General features: G+C 59.5%; 22 protein-coding genes. 13 read left to right on the top strand and 9 right to left on the bottom strand.

The annotated features are described in order from the left end of the window. Positions 1–138 precede the first annotated feature (138 nt). Positions 139–1,086 carry an ABC transporter permease gene (locus HMPREF2942_RS02555; RefSeq protein ID WP_070688264.1) on the bottom strand — a complete coding sequence of 316 codons (948 nt, stop codon included), beginning with the start codon at positions 1,084–1,086 and terminating at the stop codon, positions 139–141. Next, the gene (locus HMPREF2942_RS02550) at positions 1,083–2,216 is read right to left on the bottom strand and encodes an ABC transporter ATP-binding protein (RefSeq protein WP_070688262.1); all 1,134 of its coding nucleotides are present in this window, start codon (positions 2,214–2,216) and stop codon (positions 1,083–1,085) included. Before HMPREF2942_RS02550 ends, HMPREF2942_RS02555 begins: the two co-directional genes overlap by 4 nt. A gap of 176 nt (positions 2,217–2,392) precedes the next feature. On the opposite strand from HMPREF2942_RS02550, the gene HMPREF2942_RS02545 reads away from it, so the two are divergent. From HMPREF2942_RS02545 to HMPREF2942_RS02525, 5 genes are all read left to right on the top strand, one after another. Beyond that, positions 2,393–3,241 carry a helix-turn-helix transcriptional regulator gene (locus HMPREF2942_RS02545; protein WP_049327159.1) on the top strand — a complete coding sequence of 283 codons (849 nt, stop codon included), beginning with the start codon at positions 2,393–2,395 and terminating at the stop codon, positions 3,239–3,241. A gap of 221 nt (positions 3,242–3,462) precedes the next feature. Then, a complete protein-coding gene (gene sufB, locus HMPREF2942_RS02540) occupies positions 3,463–4,920 on the top strand; it encodes a Fe-S cluster assembly protein SufB (RefSeq protein WP_005506110.1) in 1,458 nt (485 codons plus the stop codon). After that, positions 4,920–6,194, top strand: coding sequence for a Fe-S cluster assembly protein SufD (gene sufD / locus HMPREF2942_RS02535; RefSeq protein ID WP_070688259.1), 1,275 nt, complete (start codon positions 4,920–4,922; stop codon positions 6,192–6,194). Before sufB ends, sufD begins: the two co-directional genes overlap by 1 nt. Before the next feature lie 19 nt (positions 6,195–6,213). After that, positions 6,214–6,972 carry a Fe-S cluster assembly ATPase SufC gene (gene sufC / locus HMPREF2942_RS02530; protein WP_070688257.1) on the top strand — a complete coding sequence of 253 codons (759 nt, stop codon included), beginning with the start codon at positions 6,214–6,216 and terminating at the stop codon, positions 6,970–6,972. Positions 6,973–7,011: 39 nt separating this feature from the next. Next, positions 7,012–7,341 carry a metal-sulfur cluster assembly factor gene (locus tag HMPREF2942_RS02525; protein WP_005506103.1) on the top strand — a complete coding sequence of 110 codons (330 nt, stop codon included), beginning with the start codon at positions 7,012–7,014 and terminating at the stop codon, positions 7,339–7,341. 96 nt (positions 7,342–7,437) lie between these two features. On the opposite strand, the gene HMPREF2942_RS02520 is transcribed toward HMPREF2942_RS02525, so the two are convergent. Then, the gene (locus HMPREF2942_RS02520; protein WP_049356986.1) at positions 7,438–7,938 is read right to left on the bottom strand and encodes an HD domain-containing protein; all 501 of its coding nucleotides are present in this window, start codon (positions 7,936–7,938) and stop codon (positions 7,438–7,440) included. A gap of 541 nt (positions 7,939–8,479) precedes the next feature. Between HMPREF2942_RS02520 and HMPREF2942_RS02515 the strand changes: the two genes are divergently transcribed. Continuing rightward, entirely contained in the window at positions 8,480–9,334 is an 855-nt protein-coding gene (locus HMPREF2942_RS02515; RefSeq protein WP_049341268.1) for a DUF4253 domain-containing protein, read from the top strand. A gap of 79 nt (positions 9,335–9,413) precedes the next feature. Here HMPREF2942_RS02515 and HMPREF2942_RS02510 read toward each other — a convergent pair whose 3' ends face one another. Genes HMPREF2942_RS02510 through HMPREF2942_RS02500 form a run of 3 tightly spaced genes read right to left on the bottom strand, consistent with a single transcriptional unit; the run spans position 9,414 to position 11,654 of the window. Beyond that, on the bottom strand, positions 9,414–10,088 hold the full coding sequence (locus HMPREF2942_RS02510) for an energy-coupling factor transporter transmembrane component T family protein (RefSeq protein WP_049356983.1): 675 nt from the start codon (positions 10,086–10,088) through the stop codon (positions 9,414–9,416). Beyond that, entirely contained in the window at positions 10,078–10,980 is a 903-nt protein-coding gene (locus HMPREF2942_RS02505) for an energy-coupling factor ABC transporter ATP-binding protein (RefSeq protein ID WP_049353103.1), read from the bottom strand. The genes HMPREF2942_RS02510 and HMPREF2942_RS02505 overlap by 11 nt, the downstream gene beginning before the upstream one ends. A 32-nt stretch (positions 10,981–11,012) precedes the next feature. Beyond that, complete coding sequence (locus tag HMPREF2942_RS02500) at positions 11,013–11,654, bottom strand: biotin transporter BioY (RefSeq protein ID WP_049356981.1); 642 nt, start codon at positions 11,652–11,654, stop codon at positions 11,013–11,015. 291 nt (positions 11,655–11,945) lie between these two features. Here HMPREF2942_RS02500 and abc-f point away from each other — a divergent pair, with 291 nt between their 5' ends. Further along, the gene (gene abc-f, locus HMPREF2942_RS02495; protein WP_070688256.1) at positions 11,946–13,544 is read left to right on the top strand and encodes a ribosomal protection-like ABC-F family protein; all 1,599 of its coding nucleotides are present in this window, start codon (positions 11,946–11,948) and stop codon (positions 13,542–13,544) included. A gap of 786 nt (positions 13,545–14,330) precedes the next feature. Here abc-f and HMPREF2942_RS02490 read toward each other — a convergent pair. Continuing rightward, a complete protein-coding gene (locus tag HMPREF2942_RS02490; RefSeq protein WP_049341259.1) occupies positions 14,331–15,059 on the bottom strand; it encodes a metal-dependent hydrolase in 729 nt (242 codons plus the stop codon). Between the two features lie 186 nt (positions 15,060–15,245). After that, a complete protein-coding gene (locus HMPREF2942_RS02485; protein WP_049341258.1) occupies positions 15,246–15,473 on the bottom strand; it encodes a hypothetical protein in 228 nt (75 codons plus the stop codon). A 286-nt stretch (positions 15,474–15,759) separates the two neighbouring features. On the opposite strand from HMPREF2942_RS02485, the gene HMPREF2942_RS02480 reads away from it, so the two are divergent. From HMPREF2942_RS02480 to HMPREF2942_RS02455, 6 genes are all read left to right on the top strand, one after another. Beyond that, positions 15,760–16,476 (top strand): beta-ketoacyl-ACP reductase, encoded by a 717-nt coding sequence (locus HMPREF2942_RS02480; RefSeq protein ID WP_049341256.1) that lies wholly within the window; start codon positions 15,760–15,762, stop codon positions 16,474–16,476. A gap of 74 nt (positions 16,477–16,550) precedes the next feature. Then, the gene (locus tag HMPREF2942_RS02475) at positions 16,551–17,294 is read left to right on the top strand and encodes an SDR family oxidoreductase (RefSeq protein WP_005506073.1); all 744 of its coding nucleotides are present in this window, start codon (positions 16,551–16,553) and stop codon (positions 17,292–17,294) included. A 258-nt stretch (positions 17,295–17,552) separates the two neighbouring features. Beyond that, complete coding sequence (locus tag HMPREF2942_RS02470) at positions 17,553–18,341, top strand: ABC transporter ATP-binding protein (RefSeq protein WP_049341254.1); 789 nt, start codon at positions 17,553–17,555, stop codon at positions 18,339–18,341. Then, positions 18,338–19,216, top strand: a complete 879-nt coding sequence (locus HMPREF2942_RS02465; RefSeq protein WP_070634074.1) for a TrmH family RNA methyltransferase — start codon at positions 18,338–18,340, stop codon at positions 19,214–19,216. The genes HMPREF2942_RS02470 and HMPREF2942_RS02465 overlap by 4 nt, the downstream gene beginning before the upstream one ends. A 252-nt stretch (positions 19,217–19,468) precedes the next feature. Continuing rightward, positions 19,469–19,723 carry a type B 50S ribosomal protein L31 gene (locus tag HMPREF2942_RS02460; protein ID WP_005506069.1) on the top strand — a complete coding sequence of 85 codons (255 nt, stop codon included), beginning with the start codon at positions 19,469–19,471 and terminating at the stop codon, positions 19,721–19,723. A 325-nt stretch (positions 19,724–20,048) separates the two neighbouring features. Next, the gene (locus HMPREF2942_RS02455) at positions 20,049–21,260 is read left to right on the top strand and encodes an LCP family protein (protein ID WP_070688254.1); all 1,212 of its coding nucleotides are present in this window, start codon (positions 20,049–20,051) and stop codon (positions 21,258–21,260) included. 180 nt (positions 21,261–21,440) lie between these two features. Here HMPREF2942_RS02455 and HMPREF2942_RS02450 read toward each other — a convergent pair whose 3' ends face one another. Further along, the gene (locus HMPREF2942_RS02450; RefSeq protein WP_049341251.1) at positions 21,441–22,697 is read right to left on the bottom strand and encodes an HIRAN domain-containing protein; all 1,257 of its coding nucleotides are present in this window, start codon (positions 22,695–22,697) and stop codon (positions 21,441–21,443) included. Between the last annotated feature and the right edge of the window lie 9 nt (positions 22,698–22,706).

The following is a 22,706-nucleotide window of genomic DNA, read 5'->3' as shown; positions in this document are numbered from 1 at the left end:
TAAAGGTTTGTGTTATATGAATGGGCGCCGGATATGGTCGGAAACATATCCGGCGCCCGCCTTTTTAACCTGCAGTTGCTTTAGCTGTATGCGCGAAAAGCGCTGCCTGCCAGGTTGCTACTAGTCAGACCACTTGAGCTAGTCAGACCACTTGAACTTGCGCGAGGCAATAAACCCAATGACCACGGTCCACACGATGAGTACCCAGTGCGGGTCGGCAAGCCACTGATGCTGAATGAAGTTGCCGCGCAACGCATCGCCCAGAGCCGCCGAGGGCGACCACGCCACGATTCCGGCGTACCAGTCGGGGAAGGACTTGAGCGGGAACACCACGCCGCCAGCACCGGCAAGAATGACCCAGGCAATATTCACGATGGCGAGGGTCGCCTCCGCGCGCACCGTGCCGGCAATGAGCAGACCCAGCGCCGTAAACGCGCCGGCACCCATGAGCATCGTGATGATGGAGCGCGAGACAGCGATAGCGTCCGGGCGCCAGCCCAGACCGTACCCGAGCGCCGCCACCAGCGTGAACTGAATCGCCACGACCACCAGCACCGCAATGCACTTGCCCATGATTAGGCCGTTACGGCCCAGGGGAGTGGTCGCAAGGAACCGCAGCACACCGTAGCGGCGATCAAAACCGGTCGCAATGCCCTGGCCTGACAGCGCCGTAGAAATCACGCAGAGCGCCAGAACGCCGGGGACCGCCGCATCCATGCGGGATACACCGACTGAGTTTGCGTACTCATCAATCAGACCGGTGAACCGCAGGGCGATAAGCGCCATGACGGGAAAAATAATGTTGAGCATCAGCTGCTCGCCGTTGCGGAGCATCGCCATGGTCTCGTAGCGGCCCTGCTCGATCACGCGCACGAGCGGGTAGTTCGCGCGCGGGGGAATATATTCTTCGTCTTCGTCAATGGAGGAGACTCTGGGGCGGGTGTCTACGGGGTGGGTGTTCGTGGCGCGTTCTTCCATTCGGTTCCCTTCCGCTCGGCTCTCTTCTGCAGGCTTTTCTTTTACTTGGTTTTCTGCCGCCCGGTTGTTGGCCGCCCGGTTGTTGTTAGTGCGTGCGGTGTTACTCATCGGATATCACGTCCTGAAATGTCGAGGAAGACATCCTCAAGAGTCTTCGGTTCCATGGTGAGAGAAATCGGCATGAGGTAACGTTCGGCGAGCGCCGAGGTGAACGCCGCCAGGTGCTCGGGACGCAGTGCGCCGACCAGCTCATACTCGCCGGGTACGGAGGGCGCACCGTCACGAGCCGGGGTGTAGGGCACCTTCTCGATGAGCTCCACACCGGCACGCAGATGCGCGGGCAGCAGCTGCTCACGGGTGGGGGTGGGTGCATCCAGTGTGTACTGCATGCGGTTTGTGCTGTCGCTGGCGATAAGCTCGGAGACGGTGCCTTCCTGAACCGTGGTGCCGTTTTCAATGATGTAGACGTAATCGGCGAGCTTCTGCGCGTCGTCAATCAGGTGCGTGGTGAGCACAATCGCGGTGCCGAGTTCACGCTGTTCACGAATGATGTCGAAGACGACGTTGCGGGATTGCGGATCCAGGCCCGCGGAAGGCTCGTCGAGGAAGAGCACGTCCGGGCGGCCGATGAGGGCGGCAGCGAGGGAGACACGCTGCTTCTGACCACCCGAGAGACGGCGAATCGTGGTGCCGTTGAAAGCATCAATGCCCAGGCGTTCTGCAAGCTCTTCGACCGGGTACGGGTCGGTGTACATGGTCGAGATGTGCTCGAGTAGCGGAATGGGGTGCATGGCGTTGGGCAGGCCGCCGTCCTGGAGCATAATGCCGACCTTGGCGCGCAGCTCCGGGTCCGCCTGCAGCGGGTTTTCTCCGAGCAGGCGCACGGTACCGCGGGTGGGTTTGAGTAGGCCCTGGGCGCAGGCGAGGGTCGTGGTTTTACCGGCACCATTGGCTCCGAGGAGGACGACCACTTCACCGGGGAAGACGCGCAGGTTGACCTTGTTGACGGCGCGGTAGAGCCCGCTGGCGGTGAGCCGTTCGGGGTATTTGGTGCGGAAGGCGCGTGAGGGTTTGAACTCTTTGATGAGGTCTTTAATGCTGAGCGCCGGTTCTTCGGCGACGATGCGTCGTCGTGCGGTGGGGGAGGCGCTGGGCTCCGTGTGGTGCTCAGCGTGTGCCGTTGGCGCGGCGGATGCACGCCCAGGGTGGTCCTGCTGGCCCGCGGTGGTGGTCTCCATAGACAGTCACTTTCGATTTTTTCGATGAAGGAGCGTGTGTGCCCCCTTCATCTTATGCCCTAACTCACGTTTAAAGCACACCCGTAACGACTCAAAAGTTCACCTTAAGGTAGAAAAGTTAGCAAGTAGGAGTACCTAACTAGCCAAAGGAAAACTAATTAGGACATACTTTATTTGTGTATTCCGTGAATAAGACCCCTCAGCGCGCCTCAACGAACGAGGCGCAGACCCGAAACGGCACCCGAACCGCCGCCTCGGGCTCTACTGGTGCTTCCAGTACAAAGTCCTCCGCGGCACGCACATCCAAGCGCAAAGCCGAGGCAGAAGAACGCACCAGGGACCGCGTCCTGCGTGAAGTCCTCAATAACGGCCCCGTATCCGCAGCAACCCTCGGTGAGCTCCTCAGCCTCACCCCCGCAGCGGTACGCCGCCACCTCGACGCCCTCGAATCCAACAACATGATCGAGGTCGCGCCCATCAAAAAGCACGGCGCCGGAGCTGGACGACCCGCCCGCCGCTACGTGATCGCCCCCCAGGGCCACGAACGCCTCGGCAACGACTACCTCATCATCGCCCGCGACGCCCTGCAAATGCTCCGCGACACGGTTGGGCAGGAAGCCCTCGAAGCTTTCGCCTCCGCCCGCGCCGCAGAAATGGAAGCCCGCTACCGACCCGTCGTAGAAGCCGCCGGTGATGACGTGGCAGCCAGAGCGCAGGCGCTCGCAGAGGCAATGAGCAAGGACGGTTTCGTGGCGACCGCTCAGGTCACCGCGCCTCCTGCAGGGCGAACCGTTCCCGAGCATTTTCTGGCAAGTATTCAGCTCTGTCAGGGTCACTGCCCGGTACGCGACCTCGCTGGAGACTTCCAAGTGTTCTGCGAGCAGGAAACCGGGATTATTTCTGACCTGCTCGGCGTTGATGTCCGTAGGCTTTCAACCATGGCTTCGGGTGCTCACGTGTGTACCACGCACGTGCCCCTGAACCGTGTCACCGCCGAGGGTGAGAAGAACGCAGAAGAATCCTAGAGAAACTTATTCCTAGAGAAACCTTCCGCGTAACGCTTACCGCAGTACCCCGCGGCGCACCCCGATGAACCCCTCAAGGGGCGCGACTCGCACGCTGAAACCCGCCCGTCCCACGCTGCGTTAAACGCCGTGGTCGAGAGCGGCATCAGCCCCTAAAACTACCGCGCCTGCAACCGGCAGGTGGCGGAGAGAAATGTAATAACCATCGAAGAAAGGCCGTAATGACTGAGAAAGTTGGGCAGAACGCCAACGACACCGTCATTTCAGAGATCCTGGAGATGAACCCCGAACTCGAGGGCATTGGCAACTACGAGTACGGTTGGGCAGACTCCGACGAAGCAGGCCAGGTAGCAAAGCGCGGCCTGGACGAGAACGTCGTGCGCGACATCTCTGCGAAGAAGAACGAACCCCAGTGGATGCTGGATATGCGTCTGAAGGCGCTGAAGTTCTTTGAGCGTAAGCCCATGCCCACCTGGGGTGCGGATCTTTCCGAAATCGACTTCGACAACATCAAGTACTTCGTGCGCTCGACCGAGGGTCAGGCGGCTTCTTGGGAGGAACTGCCCGAGGATATCCGCACCACCTACGAGCGTCTGGGTATTCCCGAGGCGGAGCGTAACTCCCTCGTCGCGGGTGTGGCTGCACAGTACGAGTCTGAGGTCGTGTACCACCAGATCCGTGAGGACCTGGAGAAGCAGGGCGTGATTTTCGTCGATACCGATACCGGTCTGCGCGAATACCCCGAACTGTTCAAGGAATACTTCGGCTCCATCATCCCGATTGGTGACAACAAGTTCTCCGCACTGAACACCGCCGTATGGTCCGGTGGCTCCTTCGTGTACGTTCCCCCGGGAGTTCACGTGGAGATCCCGCTGCAGGCGTACTTCCGCATTAACACCGAGAACATGGGCCAGTTCGAACGCACCCTGATCATCGCTGACGAGGGCTCCTACGTTCACTACATTGAGGGCTGCACCGCCCCCATCTACAAGTCCGACTCCCTGCACTCCGCAGTGGTTGAGATTGTGCTGAAGAAGAACGCACGCGTTCGCTACACCACCATCCAGAACTGGTCGAACAACGTCTACAACCTGGTGACCAAGCGTGCGGTTGCGCACGAGGGCGCCACCATGGAATGGGTGGACGGCAACATCGGTTCAAAGGTCACCCAGAAGTACCCGGCTGTTTACATGGTCGGCGAGCACGCTAAGGGTGAGACCCTGTCCATCGCATTCGCGGGTGAGGGTCAGCACCAGGACACCGGTTCGAAGATGGTTCACATTGCACCGAACACCTCCTCGACCATTGTGTCCAAGTCCGTGGCACGTAACGGCGGCCGCAGCGCATACCGTGGCCTGGTTCAGGTTCGTGAGGGCGCTAAGCACTCCAAGTCCTCCGTGGTCTGTGACGCACTGCTGGTGGACACCATCTCCCGCTCCGACACCTACCCCTACGTGGATGTCCGCGAGGACGATGTAACCATGGGTCACGAGGCGACCGTTTCCCGCGTCTCCGAGGACCAGCTGTTCTACCTGATGCAGCGCGGCCTGAGCGAAGAAGAAGCAATGGCGATGATCGTCCGCGGCTTCGTTGAGCCTATCGCCCGCGAGCTGCCGATGGAGTACGCACTCGAACTGAACCGCCTGATCGAACTTCAGATGGAAGGATCTGTGGGCTAATGCCGACCAACGAAGAAACCCTGGGTTACCACTCCCCGATCATCCCCGGCATGGACCAGGAGGGCGAGAAGCTCGCCACCGAGTTCGCCCACGATGACACCCTGATGCGCGCCACCGAGGCACACCACCAGGGCTCCAACCCGAACAACGTCCAGAAGGTACTCGAAGCATCCCGTGCAGAGCGTAAGACCTCCTACAACGTGGAAGACTTCGCACCCCTGACCGGTCGTGAAGAGGACTGGCGCTTCACCCCGCTGAAGCGTCTGGGTGGCCTGCACCTGGAGAAGCTGACCGGCACCGCACCGGCACCGAAGATCACTGCACCCGAGCAGGTTCAGGTTGAGACCGTCTCCCGCGAGGACGCACGCATCGGCTCCGCGGGTATCCCCGAGGACCGTGTGGCAGCGAACGCGTGGTCCAACTTCACCGAAGCAACCGTGGTGACCATCCCCGCCGAAGCTGAACTGGCTGAGCACGTGGAAATCGACATCACCGGCACCGGCAACGAGGCTGCCGCGCAGCACATCGTGATTGAGGCTAAGCCCTTCTCGAAGGCTGTCGTGGTTCTGCGCCACACCGGCTCCACCGTCCTGGCACAGAACGTTGAGTTCGTGGTGAACGACGAGGCTGAGCTAAACGTTGTTTCCGTGCAGCAGTGGGCTGACGACGCGATCCACACCTCCGCACACTACGCTAAGCTGGGCCGCAACGCACGCTTCAAGCACGTTGTGGTGTCCCTCGGCGGCGACCTGGTGCGCGTGACCCCCTCCACCAAGTTCACCGCTCCCGGCGCTGAGACTGAAATGTACGGCCTGTACTTCGTAGACGCAGGCCAGCACATTGAGTCCCGCCTGTTCGTGGACCACTCCGTACCCAACTGCAAGTCCCGCGTGACCTACAAGGGCGCGCTGCAGGGTAAGGGTGCGCACTCCGTATGGGTTGGTGACGTTCTGATTGGTAAGGATGCAGAAGGCACCGACACCTACGAGCTGAACCGTAACCTGCTGCTGGAAGTTGGCCCCCGCGCCGACTCCGTGCCGAACCTGGAGATTGAGACCGGCCTGATTGAGGGCGCCGGCCACGCATCCACCACCGGCCAGCTCGATGAGCAGCACCTGTGGTACCTGCAGGCTCGCGGTATTCCGGAGGCTGAGGCACGCCGTCTGGTCGTGCGCGGCTTCCTGAACGAGATTATTCAGCAGATCCGTGTTCCCGAACTTGAAGAGCAGCTCACCGAGGCCCTTGAGGCAGAGCTCGCCCTCAGCAACAACTAAGCTTTACCAGGAGAAATCAATGTCTACTCTTGAAATCAAGGACCTTCACGTCTCGGTTATCCTCGACGACGAAACCACCAAGCCCATCCTGAAGGGCGTTAACCTGACCATCAACTCGGGCGAGATTCACGCCATCATGGGCCCGAACGGTTCCGGTAAGTCCACTCTGGCTTCCACCATTGCTGGCCACCCCAAGTACCAGGTTGACTCCGGTCAGATCCTGCTCGATGGTGAGGACATCACCGAGATGAGCGTGGACGAGCGTGCACGCGCAGGCCTGTTCCTGGCTATGCAGTACCCGGTTGAGATCCCCGGCGTGACCATGTCTAACTTCCTGCGTTCCGCTAAGACCGCTGTGGACGGCAAGGCTCCCTCCCTGCGTACCTGGACTAAGGACGTTAAGGAAGCCATGAAGAACCTGGAGATTGACCCCGCGTTCATCGCACGTAACGTGAACGAGGGCTTCTCTGGTGGTGAGAAGAAGCGCCACGAGATCCTTCAGCTGGAGCTGCTCAAGCCCAAGTTCGGCATCCTGGACGAGACCGACTCCGGTCTGGACGTTGACGCACTGAAGATCGTGTCTGAGGGCGTTAACCGTGCGCACGAGGCTAACGACATGGGCGTCATGCTGATTACCCACTACACCCGCATCCTGCGCTACATCAAGCCGCAGTTCGTGCACGTGTTCGTGGACGGCAAGATGGTTGACCAGGGCGGCCCCGAGCTGGCTGACCGCCTGGAAGAAGAGGGCTACGTAGCTTACGTAGGTAAGAAGTAAGCTTCTTCCCTGACCGGATTCTGACAGAAAGATAGAACTATGACTGAGACTGTGCAGGGTCGTGTTCCTCAGGAAGAGATTGAGGAAGCCCTCAAGGAGGTCATTGACCCGGAGCTCGGCGTCAATATTGTTGACCTCGGTCTGCTCTACGGTCTGCGCTGGGATGAGGATGGAACCCTCATTCTGGACCTGACTCTGACCACTGCGGCGTGCCCGCTGCAGGAGGTTATTGAGGAGCAGGTTCAGAGCAACCTGGATAACCTGGTTGATTCTTGGCGTGTGAACTGGGTTTGGATGCCGCCGTGGGGTCCGGAGCGTATTACTGAGGACGGCCGCGATATGATGCGCGCGCTGGGCTTCAACATCTAAGCTCCTGACTCGTAGATAAGGTACCCGCCCGGTGCCGAAGGTGTATGCCTTCGGCACCGGGCGGGTATTTTTGTGTCTTCTGGGTTTTGCGCCTACCTAGTCGTTCAGGTGCAGCAGCTTCAGCGAGTGCTCATACTTGATCATGAGGCAGGTACGAGTCGGTTCCTCCAGAAGTGCCAAACGCTGCGGGTCAGTATTATCCGCAATATCGGCAAGCTTCACCAGACGAGCCAAATCATTCACACGCACCCGGCTCAGATACGACTCACGCGACTCACCCGGGCGGCGGGTCAAGGCCTCAATCGCATCCACAATACGCGCCGAGAAGTGACGAGCCAGATATGCGAGGGAAACGCCGGTATCCTCCACCGTGTCATGCAGCAGCGCCACGATCTGCGCTTCAGCCTTCAGCTCCTCCAAAGAAATATCAGGGTGAGTCGCGGCAGCCAACTCACACGCAAGCTTACGTACCCCAAGAGCCACACGGCGAGGGTGGGAGATGTAGGGCCAGCCGTTACGGTCAGTCTGCCCCTCATGCGCCTTATCAGCGATGCTGTCTGCCAGGCGAACCATCTCTTTGTAGTAGTTATTCGACATGAGAACCTCCGTTGGTTTGAACTCCTGCGAGTTGATGGTCTCAGCGACGTTTTCCGCACCAACGCGGCACGGGTGGTAGCTGGTACCAACACTCTACGCCAGCTGTGGGGCTGCGGTGGCGGAACTCGCCCGAAACACCCTTAATACGTCAAATATGACGCGCCGAAGAAGAAAATAGGGTGCTTTATGTCTGCAAATCATAAACTTGGTGCCTGTTCTACCAGAGTTCTGCAGCGGATACCGACCCGCAGGAGGCGCCCCGCACCACCGCGAAAGTGTCTGCCGCACCCTTTGGCGCCGCCCGGTGTAACTCGCCCAAAATCTCATATGGTGGCAAAAAAATTTCTAACTTTTTCTGGCGAAAACAGGTGCTCAAACCGCCCAACACAAAGGCAGTTTAAGCGTGTTTAGCACACACCGATACACACTCATCAAACGAAAAAATTACACGCCCTCCGTGCCCTGCTAAAACATCCAAAAACCCGGATTTTTGTGCGAAAATACGCGATAAACTGGGGGCAACCAAACATCGGAGAACACCATGGCAGAGCTCTACGAGCGCTTCGTCGCTTTGTATCCCTACCCACACGAGCGAATCCGCCACGGCGCCCCACGAGCCGAACTTAACCGGCGATACCTCGAACACCTCTACGAGGGCAAGAACCGGGGAACAACCCCCATCGTGGTTGCCCTCGACCCGACCCTGCTCGGAACCATTGAGAATAACGTCTCCCTACGTACCTCAACCCCAGTACAGGACATCACCGCCGACACCGTCAAGCGGTACGCACACGAGCTCATCACCGACCAGCATCGTTACCTGGATCAAGTCGGTGTAGAAGTCGCCGCGCACGAGGCGTTCCGGCACCTGAACGAGAGCACCTACCTGCAGACCTACCGCCGCCTCATGGAGAACGGCGAACTCGGCGAAGACGATATTGGCACGCCCCTGAAAGCGGAGTACCCCTTCGAACTGACCGCCGGCATCATCAATGAGAAGGTTAAGGCCACCGACATTGACAGCGCCGCGGAACTGCTCATCATGGACCTGCCGCTGCGGGACGCATCCGGGGTGTTCGCCTACCTGCCCTTTGGCGGGTGGGATTCCAGTCCCAGCCCCGAGGCGATGCTGTCCATTGCCCGCTACTGGTTTGAACGCGACGACGCCTACCCGGCTGTTATCGCCTCAGACTTTATCGAGTTCTACACGCCGGTGCCGGTCACAACCCGCCGCGACGCCGAAATCCTGGCGGTCGAGCACACGATGGTTTCCTCGGCGATGCCGGTGCGTGTCTACCGCGGCTTCGACAAGCTCGTGGAGGCGCTCTACGGTCAGCACGACTGGTACCTGTGGTGGGAGCAGCTCCCGGCGGTGCTCCTCATTGAAACGCCCTAAACCAGCCTAGCTAGGCGAGTTAAAGCGAAGGGGCGGGATGAACCTACACGGTTCACCCCGCCCCTCTCGCGTATCTGCGCTAGTTCAGCTCGTCCACGTGCCGCGCCCGCAAAGCACGAGCGGTCGCCGTCGCGTAATCAACCGCCTGCACCACCCACGGAATCAGCAGCCGCCAATACATGCGCTTGGGCAGGTTACGCGCCACCGCCGCCCTGCGCAACGCACCCCAACGGTCCATGAGCGCCGGAATTGACCGGATCATCAACGCAATCAGCAGACCCAGACGCTCTGGGGAAAGACCAACGAAACGTAGCGGCGAACACAGCCTCACAAAGCCGTCAATCAGAACCGGCAGGGGAGTGCTCACCAGCAGAGCGCGGGACGCATAAAAAGCCGTCAGCATAGTCGCGATAGCATCCGCGCCGGAGGCGTACTGACCCGTAAACACGTAATAGCCGACCATAATCAGTAGCAGCAGAGACAGCGTGCGAACCACCAGCCACAGCTGGGAGGCAGGCACACCAGCCCATAGAGCGCACAGCGTGGAGGCAACCAAAGCCACCAGCGCCACCTGCCAGCTGGTCACCGCCAACAGCAGAAACAACCCAAAGAAGAGCGTGCCCTTGAACCACAGCGGCGCCCGATGCACCGGCGTGTTCAACGGCTGGTAGAAACCCACCAGCAGAGTACCGGGGATGAAATCCGAGCCCTGGCCGGCGGGGCGAGGATTCACGCGCGGCGTGTTAGCGCCCATGCGCGCCTCCTGCAGTGTCCGTGCTGTCGCCTGCATCTTCGATATCGGCGCCTTCATTCGGGAACCCCTCGGCACACCACGTGCGGTACTGCTGAACCAGCTGCGCCGCATCCCCCTGGGCGAGCAAACGACCGTCATGAATAATCACGGCTTCATCGCAGGACGCCGCCAAATCCAGGTCGTGCGTGCTGAGCACCAGCATCTGATCCAGCGACTCCAAATGCTTGAGTAGCCGCGCGCGATTACGCAAATCCAGCAGGGTGGTCGGCTCATCGAGCAGAAGAATCTGCGGGCGCGCCGCCAGCACGCTGGTGAGAGCGACCAGCTGCTTTTCGCCTCCTGAGAGGGTGAAAACGCTCTGGTTCTCCAGGTGCTCGAGGCCGCGTTCGCGGAGCAGTTCACGAATCCGTTCGCGGCGCTGCTCACCGCTGAGGGTGCTACCTTCAACGGCTGCGGCACGGCGCAGGCTCAGGTCAATATCTTCGGCAACGGTGGGCATAATCAGCTGCGCCTCCGGCTGGGCGAAGAGCATGCCCACGCCCTCAAAAGCACCCGGGGAATTACCGCGAGCACCCGTCGAGCCGCGGCTCGGTGTCTCCAGAGTGTCGACACCGTTCACTCGCACAATACCTTCATCCGGGTGGGTGAGCCCGTTAAAAAGCCCTAGCAGGGTCGACTTGCCGCTACCGTTCAGGCCCAGCACCGCGGTGCGCTTCGCCGTGAACCGCAGGCTTACATCCTTGAGGATACGGCGATGCCCGCCTTCGGGCAGCTCGGTGAAAACACTCACCGATTCAAGCTCAAGGGCGGGCATGCTGGTAGAGGCGCTCACCGCCTGCTCGCCTTGCACCTGCTGCGGTGCAGGCTGGCGCGTGGAGCGGCGAAAAAACATAGCTATCCTCTCGTGTGGCACATTGTGTGCTTTTAACGCTGGGCAGAAGCCAGGGACGGGAAGGCGCGGCGTACCGACAAACCAACCAGAACCGCGATCGTGGACTTCACCAGATCCCAGGGAACGAATACCATTGCCGCGCTGAACGCGGCGTCAAAAGTCATGTGGGCGTTCACCATCATACCGGCGATACCGCAGGCGGTCAGAACCACAAAACCGCAGAAGTTCGCGACCAGAGCCATAAGGAAGGTCGCGCCAACCGAACGGGTGTTGCGGGTGAGCAGGTATGCGAGGGTACCGGCAATAGCGGCGAAGGGCAGGAAGCCGAGCAGATAACCGGCACTCGGGGAGGCGAGCGTACCCAAACCGGCGCCGCCCTTAGCGAAGATGGGCAGGCCAGCGAAACCAACCAGCAGGTACAGCGCCACGGAGGCGGTGGCACGCTTGCCGCCGAGCACCTGTGCGGTGATGTAAATGCCGAGGGTCTGGAAGGTGAAGGGAACCGCAACGCCGCCCAAGCTGACGGCGGGCATGATGGCGAGCGCGGCGATGAAGCCCGCGAACACTGCGATGAGGGAGAGGTCGGTGGCGAGGGAGGTCTTTGCCGCTACGTTACGGCGCGGTGCCTGGGGTGCCTGGGGTTCCTGGGCTGATTCGCGCACGGAATCGGTCATTGGGGTGGTACTCCTTTGATGCGTATTGCTCTGCAGATTTTTCTACAGAGTTGAGGGTGGCGGTGGTTGACTGTTTGTCACAACCCAGTTTTGAACAATGTTCTATGAATGGTGTTCGGTATGTATAGTACACCGCATACCACAAAAACAAAAGGTGCCCCACATGCGCACTCGGCACACCTGCACTAAAATTGATGAGGTGCTCTGCGCGCTCGCCGCCTCTAACCCGGCAAATCCCGCCTACCGAGCACTATCAACCCACACACCAGACCGCCATCCGGAAAGGCACCCATGATTGCTGTACAGAACCTCGAATTGCGTGCAGGCGCGCGCCTGCTCATGGAAGAGGTCACCTTCCGCATCGATAAGGGCGACAAGATTGGTCTGGTGGGCCGCAACGGTGCTGGTAAGACCACTATGACTAAGGTGCTTGCCGGTCTGACCCTGCCCGCTGACGGTACGGTCACCCGCAGCGGCACTATCGGCTACCTTCCGCAGGACCCGAAGGTGGATGACATGAGCCAGCTGGCGCGTGACCGCATCCTTTCGGCGCGTGGCCTGGATGGTGTGGCGCGCAAGATGCGTCAGGCGCAGGACGATATGGCGAGTGAGGACCCGGCGGTGCGCGCTAAGGGTATGCGCCGCTACGACCGTCTTGAGGCTGAGTTCATTGCCGGCGGCGGCTACGCGGCTGAGTCGGAGGCGGCGGTCATCACCTCCAACCTGGACCTGCCGGAGCGTGTGCTCGCCCAGCCGCTGTCTACTCTGTCGGGTGGTCAGCGTCGCCGCGTGGAGCTGGCGCGTATTCTCTTCTCCAATGCGGACACCATGCTGCTGGATGAGCCGACCAACCACCTGGACGCCGATTCGATTCTGTGGCTGCGCGACTTCTTGAAGAACTTCTCAGGTGGCCTGATGGTCATTAGCCACGATGTTGAGCTGATGGAGCTGGTCGTCAACCGCGTCTTCTACCTGGACGCGAACCGCTGCGTGATTGACCAGTACAACATGGGTTGGAAGAACTACCTGACTCAGCGTGAGCAGGATGAGCACCGCCGCAAGCGTGAGCGTGCGAATGCGCAGAAGAAGGCGAATGCTCTGATGGAGCAGGCGAATAAGATGCGCGCGAAGGCGACGAAGGCTGTTGCCGCTCAGCAGATGATTAAGCGTGCTGAGAAGCTTCTGCGCGGCCTGGAGGAGGAGCGTCAGAGCGATAAGGTTGCGGCGATTCGCTTCCCGGATCCGGCGCCGTGCGGTAAGACTCCGCTCTCTGCGCAGGGCCTGTCGAAGTCCTATGGCTCTCTGGAGATTTTCACGGACGTTGATTTGGCGATTGACCGCGGTTCGCGAGTGGTGGTGCTGGGCCTGAACGGTGCCGGTAAGACCACTCTGCTGCGCATGCTGGCTGGTTCCACCGAGCCTGATACGGGTGAGGTTGTGTACGGTCACGGCGCGAAGCTGGGCTATTTTGCGCAGGAACACGAAATTCTTGATGGCGACCGCACTGTCTTTGAGAACATGAAGTCTGCCGCGCCGGATCTGGATGACACCCGCGTGCGCACGATTCTGGGTTCGTTCCTGTTCTCCGGTGATGACGTGGATAAGCCTGCCGGTGTGCTTTCCGGCGGTGAGAAGACCCGTCTGTCCCTGGCGACCCTGGTGGCGTCGAGTGCGAATGTGCTACTGCTCGATGAGCCGACCAACAACCTGGACCCCGCCTCGCGTGAGGAGATTCTGAACGCGTTGAAGGCGTACCAGGGCGCTATCGTGATGGTTTCTCACGATGAGGGTGCCGTGGAGGCGCTGGATCCTGAGCGTGTGCTGCTTCTACCGGATGCGGTGGAGGACCTATGGTCGAAGGATTACCAGGATCTGATTTCGCTGGCTTAAAGCAATATCCGCTGACATCAAAGCATGGAGGAGGCTCCGGTACCGTGTGGTGCCGGGGCCTCTTTGCGTGTATTGCGCGTTGTTTTATTGTCTGGTGGGTATTGTTTGTGGCGTATTGTCTGGGGTGTATTGTCCAGGGCGTATTTTTGTGTTCTGAAAATGTGTTGCGGAGATATTGCCGGTATTTTTCTCGTGAATAGTGCGGAAAAATGTGACCTGAGCCGTGGGGTTGTATTGTTTTCTGAGCGTGTGTGCTGTTATTGCGTTCCTGTGCATGGGAACTGTGGGTTCTGACACACGAAACTTGCGGCGTATTTGACGGGAAATAATGTTGTCTTGTGGGTTTTTCTGAGGTAAAGAAAAGCTCTCAGGCGATATTTCAGGGGGTCTGTGTGGGATTTTCGAATTTTTCATGTGTCTCTACATACATTGTGGGAAAAATGGTAGAAACACAACATGCGTGGGGCGTAGACTTATAACTGTTCCCGCCATTGCGAGGACGCAAATGCGAAACATTAGGGCTCACTACCGATGGTGAGCTAACGCGGGGGAGAAGAGATTCCCGCCCGCTCACGAAGGAGAACTGCCAATGCACAACACTGAGTTCGAGAAGTACCCCACCTCCGGTGAAGAGAACGTTGAGGTTGACGTCTTCTGGCCCATCCAGGACGCTTAATCTCTCACCCCGATAGGTCGGGATAAGGATTAGAAAAGCGCCCCGTCGCTTCCGTAGGGAAGTGACGGGGCGCTTTGCTGTCCTCAGTGAGAATTTAGTTATGCGGCACGTTATGCGGCATGAATACCCAGTCCGAACATTTGCAGAGGGTATTCGGTAAAGCCCATCATGGCTGCCGCGTACCAGGCGACGTACCCGGTCAGTGCTAGAACGAGTGCCTTCTCACGTACGCTGCCAGCATCACCCAGAATCGGCAGTGCCATGTAGCCGCTCTTTTTCCATAGGGGGGACGCCACCAGGGGCTTGATGACGATGGGGTAGAGGGGCAGCAGTCCGCGGGTTGTCAGCAGGTCGCCAATCAGGTGAATGGTCGCGCCGACCGAAATAGCCCAGGGGAGCAGTGCCAGCGAATCAGTCGTGTAGGCGGCGTACCCGAGGGCGACGGCACCGATCCATCCACCCGGTGCGCCGAGCACGCGCAATGCCAGACCGCCCGAGAATGCGGCAAGAAGAAGTGAAGCCCAGGGGATTCCGTTGTAGCTCAGGTTGGCACTGAAATAGGCGATTGCCCAGAAAGCTACCAGACCCAAAATGGAGTGCGTTCCCTTGCGGTGCCCGCCGCTGACTGCCCCGACAATGCGTGCTACCCAGCGTGAAATGGGCGGAATGGAGTTGGCGATACTGCCGTTGTGGTGGTCAATATCCGGTAGCATGCCCGCACCGGCGCACGCCAGGGTGGTCACGATGATGGTGGGGGTATCGGGAACCTGCACCACTCCCGTCTCGACGAGCACTAGCCAGCCAGCTGCGGCGCTGACGGTGTGCGAATAGCCCATCATGGGGAGGTGCCTCCTTGAATGCGATTGCTCAGCGAGTGTGATTGCCCTGCGAGTGTGGTTGCCTGGGTGCCGGGATGTTCACTCGAACTAATTAGAACAAATATAGCATATATCGAAATTACTTTCGATAGGCTGGGTTATTACTCAAGCGGAGCCACCTCAAGCGGCATCACCTCTCAAGTGGCACTACCCCTTAAAGGGCAGAGTCTGCTTCCAGAACTCACGCTCGCGCAGGTAATTCTCCAGCCAGCCCACGTGCTCGGAGCACGCCAACCAGATCTTGCGGCGCTCGGGGGCGTGCACCTTCGGGTTGTTCCAGAGCAACTGAAATTCTGCCGCCTGCTGGCAGCCCTTGCGGGAGCACTTGGCGTACTCGGGCTGTGCATCCTGAGAAAGTGAACCGAGCAGATCCATGTCTTCTTATCCTTACTATTGCGCCTCGACGTGCGGTGTTATTCCGTGCCCGCGCGACCGGGCAGAAAAGGGGTGCGGGCTGTTCCGCTTCAGCTAGTGTACGCGCCCGATGAGGCATGTAAAAGAAGGGGAGCAGGTGTTCAGTGTTCAAGAGTGGAGTGTAGCCTGCGGCACCTTTGCGCTAAAACGCGGTAAAATAGGGTTTGTCTGTCCATCCGTCCACACCCCAACCGCGTAGCCGCTGCATCGGCTCTGATCGTGAGGGGTCGACTCATCAAGGAAGCTCATGAGCGAGAACACTCCCAAGACCGTGCTGGTCACCGGCGGCAACCGAGGCATCGGCTACGAAATTGCCAAGGAATTCCAGGCAGCAGGACACAATGTCTGCATCACCTACCGCAGCGGTGAAGCCCCCGAAGAATTTTTCGCCGTCAAGGCAGATGTACGCGATGCCGACAGCATTAACGAAGCATTCAAGGCAATTGAAGCAGAGTTCGGCCCCGTGGAGGTGCTGGTCGCCAATGCAGGTATCACCCGCGACATGCTGCTGATGCGCATGAAGGAATCCGACTTCACCGACGTGGTCGACACCAACCTCACCGGTTCTTTCCGTGTGGTTCAGCGCGCCATCAAGGGCATGCTGAAGCTCAAGCGCGGCCGCATCATCCTGGTTTCCTCCGTGGTGGGTCTGTACGGTTCCCCCGGCCAGGTCAACTACTCCGCATCTAAGGCTGCACTGGTCGGTATGGCACGCTCCATCACCCGTGAGCTGGGCGGCCGTAACATCACCGCTAACGTGGTGGCACCGGGCTTCATTAACACCGCAATGACCGAGGTTCTGCCCGAGGAAACCAAGAAGAACTACCTGGCGTCCATCCCCGCTGGTCGTTTCGCGGAGGCGGAAGAGGTCGCTCGCGTGATTCGCTGGCTCGCATCCGATGAGGCTAGCTACATTTCTGGCGCTGTCATCCCCGTTGATGGCGGCCTGGGCATGGGTCACTAACCCCACCCCCGTACGGACTGCACGAAGCGCTCGAACGTGGGCGCACCCTTTCTAGACTTTAAGGACAAAAAACTATGGCACAGCTGACCGGCAAGACCATTATCATTACCGGCTCCTCCCGCGGCGTTGGCGCAGACACCGCACAGATTCTCGCCGCTGAGGGCGCGAACATTGTGGTGAACTACCGCTCCAAGGCACCGCGCGCGAACAAGATTGTCAAGGCTATTGAAGAGGCTGGCGGCAAGGCAATCGCAGTGCAGGCTGACGTGACCAACAATGAGGACCTGCAGAACCTCGTCAACACCGCCGTGGAGACCTTCGGCTCCCTGGACTACCTGATCCTGAACGCTTCGGGCGGCATGGAAACCGGCATGGGCGAAGACTACGCAATGCGCCTGAACCGTGACGCACAGCTGAACCTGGCACGCCTGGCTGCAGAGAAGATGCCCGAAGGCGCACGCATCGTGTTCGTGACCAGCCACCAGGCGCACTTCATCCGCGAGGTTGAGACCATGGACGAGTACAAGCCCGTCGCAGAGTCCAAGCGCGCAGGCGAAGACGCACTGATCGCCGAGATCCCCGCACTTTCCGAGAAGGGTATCTCCCTGGTCGTCGTGTCCGCTGACATGATTGAAGGCACCGTCACCGCAACCCTGCTGAACCGCCTGCACCCCGGCGCTATTGAGCAGCGCCGCGAGACCGCCGGCAAGCTCTACACCGTCAACGAGTTCGCGCAGGAAATCGCGAAGATGGTCACCGCAGACGTTGAGACCGGCCACGTTGAGCTGGTCGGCGGCGCACGCGGCTTCATCGACTAATAACTTCAGCCGCTATAGGTGTCGTCGCGGATGCGCCCGCCCCTCTGACAAGATGCATCTGACAAGGTACATTTGATGAGGCGCGCCGCCCCTGACGCGGCGGCACCTATAGCCCCTAAGGCTCCTATAGCTTCTAAGATTTTGCGCGAGGAACCCAATGTGGGGTGCCCGCGCACTATGCGCCAACCGCTCCGATAACCCGGCACGGGTTGCGGGGTGGGGCGCATCCCATCCATCTAACTCACTGGAAGAAGAACCATGAGCACCGTACTCAACCTTCAGAATGTCTCCGTGATTCGCGGCGGCCGCCCCATCCTTAACAACGTTTCGTGGACTGTGAACGAAGGTGAACGCTGGGTTGTTCTGGGCCCCAACGGCGCCGGTAAGTCCACTCTGCTTTCGATTGCGGCAGCCCGCCTGCACCCGACCAGCGGCGAGGTTGAAATCCTTGACGAGACCCTCGGCGCTGTTGACGTATTCGACCTGCGCCCGCGCATTGGTCTGTCCTCCGGTGCTTCGGCTACCCAGATTCCCGCCAACGAGAAGGTTTCCGACGTTGTCGTGACCGCAGCGTACGCTGTGTCCGGCCGCTGGAAGGAAGAATACGACGTCATGGACGACGAGCGTGCAACCGAGCTGCTGGCTGAGTGGGGTGTCGACACCCTCGCTGACCGCACCTTCGGCTCCCTCTCCGACGGCGAACGCAAGCGTGCGCTGATTGCCCGTGCCCTCATGACCGACCCGGAAATGCTGCTGCTGGACGAGCCCGGCGCAGGTATGGACATCTCCGGCCGTGAGGACCTGGTCGAGCGTCTGACCGCACTTGCCGCTGACCCCTACGCACCGGCTACCGTGCTCATCACCCACCACCTTGAGGAAATCCCGGCGGGCTTCACCCACGCCCTGCTGATCCGTGACGGCGGCGTGGTTGCTGCCGGCCCGATCCTGTCCACCATTACCGAGGCGAACCTCGCAGCAACCTACGACATGGACCTAGCTCTGACCGTCACCTCTGCGGGTCGTTACTCCGCGTTCAAGCGCGCATGAGCCGTGCCCCGAAGCAGCTGAGCGCCGAACAGATCGCTGAGCGTGCCGAGCGTGTCTACGCCATCGAGTCGGTCACGGCTCTGGCGCAGGCACCCGAGCAGGCTTTGCGCTACTACACGCAGCTGACCGATGTGAAGCTCCGTAGCGCCATGGAGCCGCAGTGGGGTATTTACATTGCGGAGTCCTCGAAGGTGATTCGTCGTGCGCTCGCTGCCGGTCATCAGCCCGTTTCTTTCCTGATGAGTGAGAAGTGGGCTGATGATTTGGTGGATGTTCTGCGCGCCCATCCTGACACTCCCGCGTATGTGGGCAGTGAGGAGCAGCTGGAGCAGGTGACTGGTTTTCATCTGCATCGTGGCGCGTTGGCGGCGATGGCTCGTCCGGAGCCGCAGCCTCTGGAGCAGCTGTTGCAGGATGCCTCTCGCGTGGCGATTTTGGAAGATATTGTGGACCACACGAATGTGGGAGCTATTTTCCGTTCGGCTGCCGCGCTGAACGTGGATGCTGTGCTGGTGACTCCGCGGTGCGCTGATCCGCTGTACCGCCGCTCGATTCGAGTGTCGATGGGTACTGTTTTTCAGGTGCCGTGGGCTCGCCTGGAGTCGTGGCCTGCTGACCTGCAGACCCTGCACGAGCTGGGCTTTAAGAGCGCGGCGTTGGCTTTGGAGGAGGACTCGCTGACCTTGGAGGAGCTGTCTGCTCGCCGGGATGAGAAGCTTGCGCTGATTCTGGGCACGGAGGGGCACGGCCTGTCGCCCCGCACCTTGGCGGCGTGTGACGATACGGTGATGATTCCGATGTCGCACGGCGTGGATTCTTTGAATGTTGCGGCGGCGAGTGCCGTGGCGTTCTGGGAGACCCGCCCGCGTTCATAACCTGAGTTCTCACCTGATTCTTAACCCGCGTGAGTGCCTTCTTCGGGTGCCCTTACGGTGTGTAGGTTGGTACCTGTGAGGGAACGTACTGGGATTTAATCCGTGAAGGTGGTACCCTTAATGGGTTGTGCACGCCCTATGCGGGCACAATGGTGATGCGCTCTGAGATTTTCTCGATAGCTGCACATCGAAAAACCTACTCCATCTATATAAGGGCTACTGGCAAAATCCAGTAGCAGAAGAAGGTAATCAATGAAGGCAGAAATCCACCCGGACTACAACCTGGTTCTGTTCCGCGACCTCGCATCCGGCAAGGTCTTCCTGACCCGTTCCACCATGACCTCGGACAAGACCGAGAAGTGGGAAGACGGCAACGAGTACCCGATCGTCGAGGTTGAAATCTCGTCCGAGTCGCACCCGTTCTACACCGGTAAGCAGCGCATCATGGACTCCGCAGGTCGCGTCGAGCGCTTCAACGCACGCTTCGGCAACTTCGGCAAGAAGTAAATCTTCTTTCCCACTTTTGCTTTTTAGCGAAATCAATGCCCCGTTCTCCTTGGTTTTCAGGGAGGCGGGGCATTGCGCGTTCTATGCGGGTACCAGAATGGTTCGCCCAAACGTGAGGAAAGTTGTAATGTAAAACCTTTCGTTCACCGGTGCGTAGACCCGCTGACGGCGTTACAATGGGAAAGTATTTTGCGAGCTGTGCATTTTCTGTGCCCTCCAGCACCGCCCCATATCGGCGGGTATTCTCCGGCTCTCTGTATTCTAGAGACTTCGCTGGATGCGCTGTGCGTCTCGCGTATCACCACCTCAAACAAAGGACAACTTAATGAGCGACGCTCACTCTGAACCGTCGCAGAAGAAGAAATGGGTCAAGCGTATTCTGCTGATCCTGCTGATTCTTCTGCTGGTTATTACCCTCGGTATTGGTTTCTTTATTTGGCGTGCTGGCCACACCTGGGATAGCAAGACCGAGAAGTTCGATTCCATCACTAAGGTGGACGAAGACCTCAGCAAAATTAAGGAGCAGCTTGGCGAGGCTAAGAAGCTCAACGTGACGGAGCTGAAGGCTCCGACCGTCACCAACTCGGATACCGGCAAGAACGGTACCAACGCTAACGGCGCTAACGGCTCCGCAGAGGGCGGCTCCGATGCTGCTGCGGCTCTTGCAGCGAACGCGAGCGAGCACGATAAGGACGGCGACGGCATCCTGGATGACGGTTACAGCTACAACACTGTCAAGGGTCCCGGTAAGAACATCCTGCTGCTCGGTAGCGATACCCGTTCCGGTTCTGAAGCAGCTCAGGTGAGCGGCTCCCGTGCAGATAGCATCATGCTTGCTCACATCCCTGCCGATGGTAAGGGCGTCTACCTGGTCTCGATTATGCGTGATACCTGGGTGAACATCCCCGGCTACGGTGCGGCAAAGATTAATGCGGCACTGAACTACGGCGGTATTTCTCTGCAGGTGGCAACCGTCGAGAACCTGCTGGGTATCAAGATCGATCACGTGGCTGAGATTGAGTTTGAGGGCTTCAAGGCTCTGGTGAACTCGGTCGGTGGTGTGGATGTTCAGGTCCCCTTCAACTTCGACATCAACATTTGGTCCTTCAAGCAGGGTATGCAGCATATGGACGGCGGTGCGGCACTTGCCTTCGTGCGTGCGCGTTACCAGTTTGCTGATGGTGACTACCAGCGTGTTCGTAACCAGCGTGCATTCCTGCGCGGCCTATACAACACGATGAAGGCTAAGGGCGCGCTGAGCAATGTTGCTTCTTTCCAGTCTTCTATCGAGTCCATCGCTGGTTACATGCGTGTGGACTCCGGCCTGAACGCTGCGCAGATTGCTCAGATTGCGGCTCCGGTGCTGACCAGCGGTGACACCACGATGCGCATGACCACCCTGCCGAACGCAGGCCCCGGCTGGTCCTACGACGGTCAGTCGATTGTTATCGTGAACCAGGCTGCGAACGCTAACCTGTCCTATGCTTTGCAGCATGACAGCATGGATCAGTTCATGGCTACTTACGGCCAGGATTAAAATCTGACTCCTCGCGGGGGTGAAAGCTTGTATGAGCTTTCACCCCCGCAGCGTTTAACCGTTTCTGGTTAACTGTTCCAGGTTAATCCGTTTCTGGAGAAACCGGGTACGTGAAAGGGCGGCTACCTCACCGTAATGGTGGGTAGCCGCCCTTTGTGCGTATGTTCTGAGGGGAGAGGCTTATGCCTTCGATTCAGGCTTTTCCTCTTCTTCGGTAGTCTCTTCGTCCTCGTACTCGTCGTCGTAGGCTTCGTAGTCATCGTAGTAGGGCTGACGGCCGAAGTAGAATGCCACAGCCGCAACAGCGCCACCCAGGATAGCGATGAGGATGCCGAGCATCGGGGTCCACAGCATCGAGATCAGACCGGCGACCAGAACGGCGAGGCCTGCACCCTTGACCAGGTTCAGCAGGCGTTCACGCTCGTTCGGCTCGTAGTATTCCTCTTCTTCCAGGCTGTACTCGATGATCGACTTCTCGGTGGCGGGCTCATGATGGGTTGGCTCAGAGGCAACGGAACCGCCGGTCAGGGAGCTAATGAAACCGCGGCGCCTCTTCGGCGCCTGCTGTGCGGAGGATTCCAGGTAGTGGCGTTCGCCTTCGGTGGGTACGAACGCGGCGGGCACATCGTACTCTTCACCAACGGGCAGCAGAGCCGGAACGTTATTGGGTAGAGTCTCGTACCATTCCTGCGGAATATCGGCGGGGCGCGCAGCCTGAACGGTCAGGGACAGCTCGAGGGTGTTACCGCGAATAGTGCCCCACGCGCTGGTGAGGCGGTCGTTCTCAAAAGCGTAACGGATGACAGGTGTCAGCTGCTCAGACATCTGGGTGCTCAGGCGGCCCACAAGCTTGCGGTCGTGGCGCACCTCAACACTGTCAACGAAACGGCCGTCGGAGGTCTTGAGCTGGTTCGCTTCCAGGGTCAGGATCACGCGGCCTTCACCGCTGGGCGGCAGGATGCTGTGCAGGTATTCGGAGTGTTCCTTCTCGTCGAGCACCTTCATCGACGGGCCCTGGGGCAGCAGGGTCGCGCGGGTCGGTGCGTCGTTGAGGGGGAAGAGAGAGCCGGGTGCGGACAGGGAGAGCACACCGGTGCTCTTCACGTGCATACCGCCGCCTTCAGCACGCACGGCAACGGCGGAAAGCTGCAGGTGCGCGATGGGCTCGTAGCCGGAGGCGACCACGCGGGTAATGGAATCCCAGTACGCGGCGGAGTCTGCCGCGCTCATGCGGCCTACCTTGAATTCGTCAATGTAGACGGCAATGCTATTGGGCTCGTAGGGGTTATCCGGTTCGGGAACGAGGCGCGCTTCACCGTACCAGATACGTTCACGGTCGATGTGCAGTTCCTCAAAGATTTGGAGGGTTTCTGCTTCGTAGTAATCATCGGTGACGATGTTAACGCTACCGCGGTCACCGAGTGCGTAATCGACCACTGAAAACTC

Source organism: Rothia sp. HMSC071C12, assembly GCF_001813895.1.
Lineage (GTDB): Bacteria > Actinomycetota > Actinomycetes > Actinomycetales > Micrococcaceae > Rothia > Rothia mucilaginosa.
Note: the sequence above shows the minus strand (reverse complement) of the source record. Positions and strands in the feature narration are given on the sequence as shown.